Annotated in this window: 9 protein-coding genes; 8 read left to right on the top strand and 1 reads right to left on the bottom strand. The window is 32.6% G+C overall.

Annotation, left to right across the window (positions count from 1 at the left end):
- Positions 1–230 precede the first annotated feature (230 nt).
- The 8 genes from F6464_RS03735 (at position 231) to mgtA (ending at position 11,965) form a co-directional block, all read left to right on the top strand.
- Positions 231–890: a hypothetical protein gene (locus tag F6464_RS03735; RefSeq protein ID WP_151106444.1), complete on the top strand. Its 660-nt coding sequence runs from the start codon at positions 231–233 to the stop codon at positions 888–890.
- 719 nt (positions 891–1,609) lie between these two features.
- Positions 1,610–4,012 (top strand): alpha-ketoacid dehydrogenase subunit alpha/beta, encoded by a 2,403-nt coding sequence (locus tag F6464_RS03740; protein ID WP_151106446.1) that lies wholly within the window; start codon positions 1,610–1,612, stop codon positions 4,010–4,012.
- A 458-nt stretch (positions 4,013–4,470) separates the two neighbouring features.
- Positions 4,471–5,556, top strand: a complete 1,086-nt coding sequence (locus F6464_RS03745) for an alkene reductase (protein WP_151106447.1) — start codon at positions 4,471–4,473, stop codon at positions 5,554–5,556.
- Positions 5,557–5,613: 57 nt separating this feature from the next.
- A complete protein-coding gene (locus tag F6464_RS03750) occupies positions 5,614–6,675 on the top strand; it encodes a class I fructose-bisphosphate aldolase (protein ID WP_151106448.1) in 1,062 nt (353 codons plus the stop codon).
- A 160-nt stretch (positions 6,676–6,835) separates the two neighbouring features.
- Entirely contained in the window at positions 6,836–7,630 is a 795-nt protein-coding gene (locus tag F6464_RS03755) for an MlaE family ABC transporter permease (RefSeq protein ID WP_151106449.1), read from the top strand.
- 17 nt (positions 7,631–7,647) lie between these two features.
- A complete protein-coding gene (locus F6464_RS03760; protein WP_151106450.1) occupies positions 7,648–8,412 on the top strand; it encodes an ABC transporter ATP-binding protein in 765 nt (254 codons plus the stop codon).
- Between the two features lie 7 nt (positions 8,413–8,419).
- Positions 8,420–9,397 carry an MlaD family protein gene (locus F6464_RS03765; protein WP_151106451.1) on the top strand — a complete coding sequence of 326 codons (978 nt, stop codon included), beginning with the start codon at positions 8,420–8,422 and terminating at the stop codon, positions 9,395–9,397.
- 48 nt (positions 9,398–9,445) lie between these two features.
- A complete protein-coding gene (gene mgtA, locus F6464_RS03770) occupies positions 9,446–11,965 on the top strand; it encodes a magnesium-translocating P-type ATPase (protein ID WP_151106452.1) in 2,520 nt (839 codons plus the stop codon).
- 38 nt (positions 11,966–12,003) lie between these two features.
- Here the strand turns inward: mgtA and F6464_RS03775 are convergent, their stop codons facing one another.
- Positions 12,004–13,044, bottom strand: coding sequence for an o-succinylbenzoate synthase (locus F6464_RS03775; protein ID WP_151106453.1), 1,041 nt, complete (start codon positions 13,042–13,044; stop codon positions 12,004–12,006).
- Between the last annotated feature and the right edge of the window lie 6 nt (positions 13,045–13,050).

Raw genomic sequence — 13,050 nt, forward strand, 5'->3', positions numbered from 1 at the left:
GCAATTGGGTTTATATACATTTCTAGTGTTTGGATTTCAAGATGATAAAATTTACAGCTATCATAAACAAGAAACTTTAACCGTAATCACAGATTATTATGACATGCCTAAAAAATAATTATATTTTTTTTATCTGTATATTTTTTTCAAATTTAAATTATTCTCAAGAGGCAGAAAAGCTTTTTAAAAATGAATATTCAAAAATTAGTATAATTATACAGCCCGCAAAATTGAAAGGATTTAACGTCTCTACTGTTACAGCACCAATAATAAGTTTTAATAATACGTCATCAATTCAGTTTGGATTTTCTTATAATTTTGCACAAAGTAAAAATTTTAATTTCAAAACAGGTATCGTAGCAAAAGGATTTCGCCCATCATTTGATATTATTATACCTAAAGAAGATTTAAATTTTGGTTTTGACTATAGCAATGAACTAACTCAATTTGATTTGTCCAATCAATATGTAATTTCAGAAATATTTGCAACTGAATATTTTTACCCATTATCAAAAAAATTAAATGTTGTAATAGGTTTGGGAATCAGTTTAGACCTAAGAACAGGTGGAGGTAATAATCTATTATCAGTTGCAGTTTATGATTATAATACCAATGAATATAAAGATATCCTGTTAATTGATTCAATTGAACGACAGATTACTGGCTCAGCCGATGTATCACTTGGATTAAATTACAAAGCTAAATTTGGACTAATTCAATTTACAGTTTTTAATAATTCACAACAACTTTCTAAACCGAAGACAGGTGTTTATCAATTTAGTAACCTAACTAACAACAAAACAAGTATAGGAGTTTATAATGTAACAGGAAATTATTTTGGTTTTAGTTTATCGGTATCTCCTAAAAGATGGTGGCTAAAAGCTAAATAGATCGGCTCTATTTAAAGTGCCCAGATAGCTCGGATATGACAAAATACTTTCGTGAACGATAGCGCAGAATTGCATTCTGTGCCCACAAATAAAAAACAAAACAAATTAAAAAAGCTATATTTTAAGTGATATAGCTTTTTTTTTGTAAAGGAGTACTGAGAGTACTGCAAATTTCTAATGACTTTATGTTTTTTTAAATACCCTGATGGCGCGGATATGACAAAATAAAGTCGTGAACGCTAGCGCGGAAATGTTTTCCGTGCCCACAAACTAGAGCAACGAAAAATAATTCAATAAAAGCTATGTCAATAAAATGATATAGCTTTTTTTGTTTACGTTTATAGCTGGCTTCGCAAAAGGCTCAAGACTTTTCAGATTTTTTTTAAACTTGTAATGTTGTGAGCAAAAATAAATTTTTATAAAATTGCTCACAAAGTTGTGAGCAAAAAAAACATTTTTTAAAAAACGCTCACAAGTTTGTGGTAAAAAAAATAGAATTGAAAAACTTATCACAAGGTTGTGATAAAAAATAATTTTTTATAAAATCTATCACAAATTCAAATCGCAATCTATAATCACCACAAAATAAATGACAGCATAAAACTGAAATAAAGCACTAGAAGTTAGACTAAAAACGATTAAAATAGATATTTTACATTGCATTATGAATATCGTTACTTTTTAATTAAATTTGTTGCTTAAAGCTATACATTCTATTTATGATACAAGCAGAGACTAAAGCAGCATTAACTTTTGAAGATTTCAAAACGGAGGTATTGAATGATTACAAAATTGCTGTTACTAGTAGAGAATGTAGCCTTTTAGGAAGAAGAGAAGTCTTGACTGGAAAAGCAAAATTTGGAATTTTTGGAGATGGAAAAGAAGTGCCACAACTGGCAATGGCTAAATTCTTCAAAAACGGAGATTTTCGTTCTGGATATTACAGAGATCAAACTTTTATGATGGCCATTGGTCAACTTACGATACAACAATTTTTTGCAGGTTTATACGGTCATCCAGATGTGAATCACGACCCCATGTCAGCAGGTAGACAAATGGGAGGTCATTTTCAAAGTCATAACTTAAACGAAGATGGATCTTGGAAAGATTTAACAATACAAAAAAATTCGAGCACCGATATTTCGCCAACTGCCTCGCAAATGCCAAGATTATTGGGCTTAGCTCAAGCATCAAAAATATATAGAAATGTTGAAGGAATAGACAGTACTAATTTTTCTGTAGAAGGAAACGAAATAGCTTGGGGAACAATAGGCAACGCCAGTACTTCTGAAGGGTTGTTTTTTGAATCTATGAATGCAGCAGGAGTTTTACAAGTACCAATAGTACTAAGTGTTTGGGATGATGAATATGGCATTTCAGTTCATGCCAAATACCAAACAACAAAAGAAAGCATATCTGAAATCTTAAGCGGTTTTCAAAGAAATGAAGAGTTTAAGGGCTTTGAAATTTTAAACGTAAAAGGATGGGATTATGCCGAATTAATAGCAACTTATGAGAAAGCTGCCCAAATTGCTCGTGAAGAGCATGTCCCAGTTTTAATTCACGTTGACGAGTTAACACAACCTCAAGGACATTCAACATCAGGCTCACACGAAAGATATAAAAATGAAGAACGATTAAGTTGGGAGCGCGAATTTGACTGTAATAAAAAAATGAAATCATGGCTCTTAGAACATAATATAGCCACTGAAGAAGAGCTTGACAGAATTGTTGAAAAGGCAAAAATAGAAGTTCTTGAAGGCAAAAAAGCAGCTTGGGAAGCTTTCATAACGCCATTTAAAGAAGAAAAAGAAGATATAGTTGCTTTATTAGAAAAATTGGCAACCTCATCTATAAATAAAGTTTTTATTCAGAAATATGCTTCCGATTTAAATTCAATTAAAGAACCTATTCGAAAAGACATTCTTACCACTGCTCGCAAAGTATTGCGAATGATAGTAAAAGAAAACAACAAAAAGGAACTTTCTGAATGGATTACAAATTACATAAAAAAGACACAACCTAAATTTAGTTCTCATTTATTTTCAGAATCAAATAATACCGCTTTTTCTGTAAAAGAAGTGCTCCCAATATATGACGAAAATGCGGAGGAAGCAGATGCAAGAGTGATATTGCGTGATAATTTTGATGTCATTTTTACAAAATATCCTAACGCATTAATATTTGGTGAAGATGCAGGAAATATTGGTGATGTGAATCAAGGTTTAGAAGGAATGCAAAAAAAATACGGTATTCTTCGAGTGGCCGATGTTGGTATTAGAGAAGCATCCATTATTGGTCAGGGAATAGGTATGGCAATGAGAGGATTAAGACCAATTGCTGAAATTCAGTATTTAGATTATCTTTTATATGCTGTTCAAATTATGAGTGATGATTTGGCAACATTACAATATCGTTCACATGGTAAACAAAAAGCACCTTTAATTATTCGCACTAGAGGGCATCGATTAGAAGGGATTTGGCATTCAGGCTCACCTATGGGAATGATTATAAACGCTATGAGAGGCATTCATGTACTTGTGCCAAGAAATATGACTAAAGCTGCAGGTTTTTACAACACTTTATTAGAAGCTGATGAACCCGCACTAGTTGTAGAATGTTTAAACGGTTATCGATTTAAAGAAAAAATGCCTACTAATTTAGGGGAGTTTAAAACCCCTATCGGAGTAGTCGAAACCATAAAAGAAGGAACTTCAATAACATTAGTATCTTACGGCTCCACTTTACGCTTAGTAGAACTTGCCTCTAGAGAACTTTTAGATAGTGGTATTGATTGCGAAGTTATAGATGTTCAATCCCTTTTGCCTTTTGATATCAATCACGATATTGTAAAAAGCCTGATGAAAACCAATCGATTATTAGTCATTGACGAAGATGTCCCTGGAGGAGCTTCAGCTTATATATTACAACAAATTTTAGAGGTTCAAAATGGTTATGATTACTTGGATAGTAAACCTCAAACCTTAACGGCAAAACCGCATCGTCCTGCTTATGGCACTGATGGTGATTATTTTTCTAAACCTTCTATTGAAGATATTTATGAAAAAGTATACGCTATGATGAACGAAGTAAACCCTACCCAATTTCCAAGTTTATATTAAACTATTTTGAGATAAATACCAAAAAACCCCAATATCGGTTGGGATTTTTTTAGTATTACAAATAATCAAAATAATTTTTTTGTAAATCAAAACCAGCACTTTAAAATAAAAAAAGAACAAAAGTATAGAACTAATCAAAAAGTTTTATACCTCATTCTTAAATCAAAATTTAAAAAAACCATAGATAACTATTATACTTAATCTACTGTATTTAAATACTCTGTATTTAAAATTCTAAAAAGTACTGGTGTTTCAGAAAGGATGTTAATATAATTCACTGACAATTAGGCTATGCAATAAAAGACAAAAAAATTGCTCTTGATTTTTTGTATTCGTATATCATCCAAGCTTGAAAGATGAAGATTAAAGATTACTAAAAAAATAAAATATTAAGTTAAAAAAGCGACATAAAATGTTAATTTTAAATACCTTTATACTAATCCTTTAACTAAAAAAACATGAAACCATACAAATTATTAACTCCTGAAAAAATTGAAAAATTGCAATTAAAAAATAGAATTGTAATGGCACCAATGACAAGATGCAGAGCAATTAATAACATCCCAAACGATTTGATGGCAGAATATTACAAACAGCGTTCAAGTGCTGGATTAATAATAACGGAAGGAACATCTCCCTCCCCTAATGGTCTTGGATATGCACGAATTCCTGGAATTTTTAACGAAGCTCAAATTAAAGGTTGGGAAAAAACAACAAAAACAGTTCATCAAAATGGCGGGAAAATATTTGTTCAATTAATGCATTCAGGAAGAATCAGTCATCCACTAAATATGGCAGAAGGCACCCAAATACTTGCTCCTTCAGCAGTAATAGCATCAGGACAAATGTGGACAGATTCAAAAGGACTACAAGATTTTATAGTTCCAAAAGAAATGACTTCCGAAGATATTTTAAAAGCTAAAACCGAATATGTAACCGCATCAAAAAATGCTTTAATGGCAGGATTTGATGGAGTAGAATTACATTCTGCAAACGGTTATTTATTAGAGGAATTTCTTTCACCTATAAGCAATATTAGAAAAGATAATTATGGCGGAAATATTGAAAACAGATGTAGATTTGTGATCGAAGTGGTGACTGCTGTAGCACAAGCTATTGGCAAAGAAAAAACAGGTATCCGTTTGTCTCCTTATGGTGTGGCAAGCGATATGCCACATTATCCAGAGATTGACGCTACTTATGACTATTTATCTAAAGAACTCAACCAGCTAGATATTGCCTATATTCATCTTGTAGACCATACAGCTATGGGAGCGCCTGCAGTACCTTTAGAAATTAAAAAACGAATTCGCCATAATTTTAAAAACACTTTGATTCTCTGTGGTGGATATGATATGGAAAGTGCCGAAAAAGATATTGAAAATGGACTAGCTGACCTAATAGCATTTGGAAGACCATTTATAAACAATCCAGACCTAGTGGAAAGATTCGAAAACAATTGGCCCTTATCAAAAGATCTTGATATGGATTCATTTTATTCAGCTGATGAAAAAGGATATACGGATTATCCGTTTTATAAATGATTTTTAAGACTGTTAAGAAACGAAGTGTTGAAGATGAATTCATTCAAAACAAAAAAAATGAAGGATATATCTCAATTGTTAGATTTGCTTGGCAATGAAAAGGACTTTTTACTAAACCATATTTGTAAAACGATACCTAAACATGAAATATATACCCCAACCCCTACTCATATTGACACCCATTTTTTACAAAGTAATCGAAACGGACAAACAATTAGGAGCATAAACCAATTGTATCAACATGGTCGCCTTTCTGGCACAGGATATCTTTCTATCCTACCTGTAGATCAAGGAATTGAGCATACGGCTGGAAGTTCATTTTCTCCAAACCCAATTTATTTTGATCCTGAAAATATCGTAAAATTAGCTATTGAAGCAGGCTGTAATGCTTTAGCTTCATCTATGGGGGGATTGGCTATGTTGTCTAGAAAATACGCCCATAAAATTCCGTTTGTGGTAAAAATTAATCACAACGAAATGTTGACCTATCCAAATAATTACAATCAAATTATGTTTGCGAGTGTCCGAGATGCTTGGAACATGGGAGCTGTTGCCATAGGAGCAACCATTTATTTTGGCTCTGCTGAATCGGATAGGCAAATTATCGAAGTGGCAAAAGCTTTTGAAGAAGCACATAATTTAGGCATGGCTACTATTCTTTGGTGTTATTCTAGAAACGATGCATTTATAAAGAACGAAATCGACTATAATACTGCGGCAGATATTACTGGACAAGCCAATTACCTGGGTGTTTCTATTCAGGCTGATATTATCAAACAAAAATTGCCAACCAATAATGGTGGTTTTATGGCTGTGAAATTTGGCAAAACCAATCCTGATATGTACACTAAATTGTCTAGTGACCACCCCATAGATTTATGTCGCTATCAAGTACTAAATTGTTATTCGGGACGTATTGGCATGATTAATTCTGGAGGGGAAGCGAAAGGCAAAACAGATTTGGCAGAAGCCGTAAAAACAGCCATAATAAACAAACGTGCTGGTGGAGCCGGAATGATAATGGGACGAAAAGCTTTTCAACGACCTTTTAGAGAAGGAATAGAACTTATAAATGCCGTGCAGGAAATCTATTTAGCTAAAGAAATTATTTTAGCTTAATTCTTGATTTAAAATACTGGCTACAAATACTATATATATTACTAAAACAGGAATCAGGTAAGATAATTTTTGTAAATTTATACTACTTTTTAGCATAAATAGATAGATTCTTTTTTCTAAAAAGAAGATCATAATGGTAACAAAATAGATACTTTCCGGAATGAATACTGTTGATAGAAAGAAATACTTGTTTTCAAAAGGAATTGATTCTTATTTAGAGGGAGTTCACAAAGGCTATCAGTTTACTATTCGTTTTTTTAAACAAGCATTTACACTACCTTTTCACTGGCGCGAAATCGTCAATCAATGTTTTGAGATTGGATTAAAATCACTTTCGTTAATAACTCTGACAGGTTTTATTGTTGGGGTAGTTTTTACAAAACAATCTCGTCCCTCTTTAGAAAGTTTTGGAGCAGTTTCCTGGCTTCCTTCATTGATGGGAATAGCTATTGTAAGAGCCTTAGGGCCATTGGTGACAGCACTTATTTGTGCAGGAAAAGTTGGTTCTAGTATAAGTGCCGAACTAGGCTCAATGAAAGTTACTGAGCAAATTGATGCGATGGAAGTTTCTGCAATCAATCCTTTTAAATACTTGGTAGTAACTAGAGTAATTGCAACAACAATATCAATCCCAATTCTAGCGCTATATTGCAGTTTTATAGCATTAATAGGCTCATATTATAATGTTCATATCCTAGAAGCAACAAGTTTAGAAATCTTCTATAAAAATGCATTTTCAAACATTTCCTTTCTGGATATTTTTACATCATTAACAAAATCTATTGTCTATGGATTTACAATAGGAATTATTGGCTGCTATAAAGGATACTTTGCTACACAAGGAACTAGAGGTGTTGGTAAAGCAACTAATCAGGCGGTAATACTTGCCATCTTTCTAATTTTCTTTGAAGAAGTTGTTATTGTTCAAATTGCTAATTGGATTAGGTATTTCTAATCATGAAATAAGTAAAAATGCAAGATAGTATTAACAAAAAAGAATCAGTTATAACAATCAACGGACTGTGCAAATCCTTTGGCGAGCTTGAGGTTTTAAAAGGGATCGATTTAACTATTTACAGAGGTGAAAATGTTGCAGTACTGGGGAAATCTGGTTCAGGGAAATCTGTATTGATAAAAATTATTGCTGGTTTACTAAAACCTGATAAGGGTAAAGTAACAGTATTAGGAAAACAAATTGATAAATTAAATGGGAAAGAATTGGATAACCTTAGATTACATATTGGATTTTCTTTTCAAAGTAGTGCCTTATATGATAGTATGAGTGTGTATCAAAATCTGGCTTTTCCATTAACAATGAATGTAAAAAACCTTACTCGAAAAGAAGTCGATAACGCAGTTGAAGAAGCATTGGAGGCTGTTGGTCTAGAAGATAAAATACACGAACTTCCTGCAGATCTTTCTGGGGGACAACGCAAGAGATTAGGTATTGCTCGTACACTAATTTTAAAGCCAGAAATAATGCTCTATGATGAACCTACATCCGGGTTAGATCCAATTACTTGCACAGAAATTAATACTCTTATGATTGAAGTTCAAGAGCGGTATAAAACAAGTTCTTTAATTATCACACATGATCTTACTTGCGCAAAGAATACTTGCGACCGTATTGCCATGTTAATTGACGGGACTTTTTTAAAAATAGGAGTATTCGATGAAGTTTTAAACACTAATGAAGAACAGATAAAAAAGTTTTTTGCATATAATTTTATACAATGAATACATCATGAATGAATTGCCAAATAAACGCGCAGTAATGGTAGGCTTTTTTATCTTTTTGGGATTGCTTTTCCTATTTGGAGCAATTCTAATGGTAGGAAATCTTCACCAAACCTTCAAAAGAAAAATAAAGTTAGTCACCTTTTTTGATAATGTAAATGGCCTTCAAAAGGGTGCTAATATTTGGTTTTCTGGAGTAAAAATTGGAACAGTGGGCAGTATCAGCATCGATAAAAAAACCAGTGTTTTGGTAAACTTGAATGTTGAAAGAAATGCTCAGAATTACATACGTAAAGATGCCTTTGCTAAAATAAGTACTGATGGTCTTATAGGCAACAAAGTTATAATTATTTACGGCGGTACTAATAAATCAAATGCTATACTGGAAGGAGATACCCTAGCTGTTAAGCCTTCGTTTTCTATCGATAATATTTTGATTACTTTACAAAAAAACAATGAAAATCTTTTAGAGATTACATCTAATTTCAAAACGATAACCAAAAAAATGACTACAAACGAGGGAACGGTTGGAAAATTATTAAATGATAATACACTATACAACAACATCAATTCTGTAGCGTCATCGCTTAATGATGCTTCTGCAAAAGCAAAAAAATTAATTGGTTCACTTAATGATTATAGCGCAAAGTTTAACAATAAAGGAACGATTGCAAATGAATTGGTGACAGATACTATTGTTTACAGTTCGCTAAAAAAATCAGCATTACAACTACATCAAATGGTTGAAACTGCCAACGTGTTTATTAACAATCTTAAAGAAGCGAGTACAAACCCTAACACTGCTACTGGCGTTTTGTTGCATGATGAAGAATCTGGTACAAGCTTAAAAAAAACTATAAAAAACTTAGAGAACAGTTCCCAAAAATTAGAAGAGGATCTTGAGGCTGTCCGACATAATTTTTTATTTAAAAGTTACTTTAAAAATCAAGAAAAACAAGCTAAAAAGAAATCTTCAAGAAAATAAAACCATAAATTAATAGCAAGAATTTATAATCTATTTATACTTCATTTTATGCAAAATTTAGATACAAATAATTTTTGGCAATTTGATAGTATCTATTGGCTTCAAAAATTTAATAGTTCGGATGAAGGACTAACTAAAACCGTCTTTAATAAAATTCACCGCCAATCAGGGCATTTAGAAAAAAAGACATCAACTTTTCAGAATGATTTATTTTTATTTTTAGGACAGTTCAAAAGTCCTTTAATGTTATTACTAATCGGTGCCGTTATATTATCCGCTTTTCTTGGAGATACTTCAGATGTGTTTATTATTCTATTCATTGTTTTATCAACAAGTTTACTTAGTTTCTTTCAAGAGAGAAATGCTAGCCAGTTTGTAGAAAAATTACAATCTATGATTGCCTTAAAATGTAGGGTTTTAAGAAATGGACAAGAGCAAGAAATTCCTACCTCTGATATTGTGAAAGGTGATATTGTTTTATTGAAAGCGGGTGACATGTTATCAGCCGATTGCTTACTTATCGAATCGAATGAATTGCATGCCAATGAAGCAAGTTTAACAGGAGAATCCTTTCCTACCCTAAAACAAGTTGGTACTTTACCTGCTAAAACCGAATTATCTAAAAGAACGAATTGCCTTTGGGAAGGAACAAATATTGTGAGTGGCACAGCTAAAGCTTTAGTCATCAATATTGGAGAAGACACAATATTTGGAAATATTGCTAAAAGTGCTTCAACATCTGTAGAAACCACATTTGAAAAAGGCATCAAAGATTTTGGTTTTTTTCTTATGAAAACAACCTTGGCACTTTCCCTTTTTATTTTGGTAGTTAATTTATTAAATCATAAAAGTGTCATTGAATCGGCTTTGTTTGCTTTAGCCTTAGCAGTAGGAATGGCACCCGAACTGCTTCCTGCAATCACAACAATCGCCATGAGTGCAGGAGCAAAACGAATGTTAGAGAAGAAAGTAATCGTGAAGAAACTAGCTTCTATTCAGAACTTAGGGGAAATCAATTTATTGTGTACCGATAAAACAGGAACCATTACTGAAGGAGCCATAAAAGTGGCAGGGACAGTTGATGGTTTTGGTATCGAAAATGAATTTGTAAAAGAATTGGCCTATTGGAATGCAAAATTTGAAACAGGATATGCTAATCCAATTGATGAAGCTTTAAAGACACTTACTCTTGGAACAAAAATAGATCCTGTAAAACTTGGAGAAATTCCGTACGATTTTATCCGGAAACGACTTAGTATCGCCGTCATTGCTGATAAAGATAAAGTACTGATTAGCAAAGGAGCTTTTAATCAAATTTTCAGTATTTGCACCAAAGTGAGAGTAAGCAACGGAACTGTAGAAGATATTGTTACTCATAAAAAGGATGTAGAGAATAAATACAACCAATTTGGAATTGACGGATTGCGTTCCATTGGAATTTGTTACAAAAATATCGAAACCAATACCATTACAAAAAAAGACGAAACAGATATGATTTTTGCGGGCTTCATTTTACTTCAAGATCCTGTAAAGGCTGGAATTATCGAAACTATTGCTGAACTTAAAAAATTAAAAGTAAACCTAAAAATAATATCGGGGGATAACAAAAATGTAGCGAAATCAATCGCTTTAAATATTGGCATCAAAGACCCTGTGGTTATGACAGGTCAGGAGCTTTTTAGTGCAAGTACTGAAGCATTACATCATTTAGTAAAGAAAGTACACATCTTTGCCGAAGTGGAACCGCAACAAAAAGAACATATCATTCAAGCACTAAGAAAAACCTACTCTGTGGGTTATATGGGTGACGGAATTAATGATGTTTCAGCCATAAGTGCGGCAGATGTAGGAATATCGGTAGAGAATGCCGTAGATGTAGCTAGGGAAGCAGCCGACTTTGTTTTGATGGAAAAAAATTTAATAGTGATTGTTGATGGCATAAAAGAAGGTAGAAAAACGTTTGCCAATACCTTAAAATACATTTTCATCAATACGGGATCCACTTTTGGAAATATGTTTAGTGTGGCGATTGCTTCCTTAATACTTCCCTTTCTTCCTATGTTACCAAAGCAAATTTTATTAACCAATTTTATTACCGATTTTCCTTATCTAACGATTGCTTCAGATAACGTTGACCAAGAACAACTAGAGAAACCAGGAAAGTGGGACTTAAAATTTATTAGAAACTACATGGTGATTTTCGGAATTCATAGTTCTATTTTTGATATAATTACCTTTCTAACACTTCTATATGTCTTAAAAGTAAAAGAAACAGCCTTTCAAACCGCTTGGTTTGTAGAATCGATACTCACAGAGTTGTTTATACTTTTCATCATCCGAACCCATAAAAATTTCTTTAAAAGCACACCTAGTAAATACCTGTTTATTTTAAGCATTTTAGGATTGGTAATAACCATTTCACTCCCCTATTTGCCTTTTGCTGGCGAAGTAGGATTAACACCTTTACCGGTACTTAATTTAGGGATTATGCTAGTAATTGTAGTGTGCTATATTACTACTGCTGATATATTGAAGGTTTGGTTTTTTAAAAAATACAGGAGTAGTTGATACTTACTGGATATTGTACAATTTAATTCAAGTACGTATTAAAAAATATTTACAAAATCCCAATCATTCTCCATTCTATACCACAATTGCCCTTCTGAAACTTCAAGAGGACAATCGAAATTATTAGTATATAATGCACCCGTACCTAAACCTTGAGGCATTGTATTGTGTTGTAAAAACGTCCATTGAGCTATAGCATTTAGTCCAATATTACTTTCTAATGCAGACGTAATCCACCATCCGATTTGGTATTTATTTGCCAATGAAATCCATTCTTGAGTTCCTCTAAAACCACCAATAAAACTGGGTTTCAAAATGATGTATTGTGGCTTGATTTTTTGTAATAATTCTTCTTTTTCTTGTATCGAAAACACACCTATTAATTCTTCGTCTAAGGCAATAGGAATTGGGGTGATTTCACACAACTCTGCCATCCTGTCAGTATTATTTTTTTGAATAGGTTGCTCAATACTATGCAATTTAAATTCAGACAATTGAGATAATTTATCTAATGTATTAATTGTATCAAAAGCACCATTAGCATCTACTCGAATTTCGACTTGATCTGGAGTAAAATAATCTCTAATAAATCGCAATAATTGTAGTTCTTTCTCAAAATCTATTGCGCCAATTTTGAGTTTAATACAATGAAAACCATCAGCTATTTTTTCTTGTATTTGCTCCTTCATAAATGACTCGTCACCCATCCAAACCAAACCGTTAATAGGTATCGATTTTGAACCATTCGTAAAATCAGAAGGAAACAATAAATATGGAGTTTCACTTACTAAAGACTGAAACGCCATTTCTACTCCAAATTGTATAGAAGGGAACTCGATTAAGCTTTCCCAAAGCTTGTCTTTTCCTAAATGAATGTTAGCACAAGTCCATTGTAATTTTTTTTCATAATCAGGCCGGTCATCAATACTTAAACCTCTCAAAATACCGCACTCTCCTACTCCTTTTTTATCTTTATCTTCAAGAAGTATAAACCACGTTTCTTTTTCTAAAATAACTCCTCTAGAAGTTCCTGATGGTTTTTTAAAATTTAGAATATATTTATGATAAGTGGCTTTCAATGAAAC

Source organism: Flavobacterium luteum, assembly GCF_008806775.1.
Classification (GTDB): Bacteria; Bacteroidota; Bacteroidia; order Flavobacteriales; family Flavobacteriaceae; genus Flavobacterium; species Flavobacterium luteum.

Excerpts from the sequence above, each read along its gene's own strand:
- mgtA (WP_151106452.1), top strand. The coding sequence starts at position 9,446 with ATGCAAAATTTAGATACAAATAATTTTTGGCAATTTGATAGTATCTAT.
- F6464_RS03745 (WP_151106447.1), top strand. The coding sequence starts at position 4,471 with ATGAAACCATACAAATTATTAACTCCTGAAAAAATTGAAAAATTGCAA.
- F6464_RS03755 (WP_151106449.1), top strand. The coding sequence starts at position 6,836 with ATGAATACTGTTGATAGAAAGAAATACTTGTTTTCAAAAGGAATTGAT.
- F6464_RS03765 (WP_151106451.1), top strand. The coding sequence starts at position 8,420 with ATGAATGAATTGCCAAATAAACGCGCAGTAATGGTAGGCTTTTTTATC.
- F6464_RS03750 (WP_151106448.1), top strand. The coding sequence starts at position 5,614 with ATGAAGGATATATCTCAATTGTTAGATTTGCTTGGCAATGAAAAGGAC.
- F6464_RS03740 (WP_151106446.1), top strand. The coding sequence starts at position 1,610 with ATGATACAAGCAGAGACTAAAGCAGCATTAACTTTTGAAGATTTCAAA.
- F6464_RS03760 (WP_151106450.1), top strand. The coding sequence starts at position 7,648 with ATGCAAGATAGTATTAACAAAAAAGAATCAGTTATAACAATCAACGGA.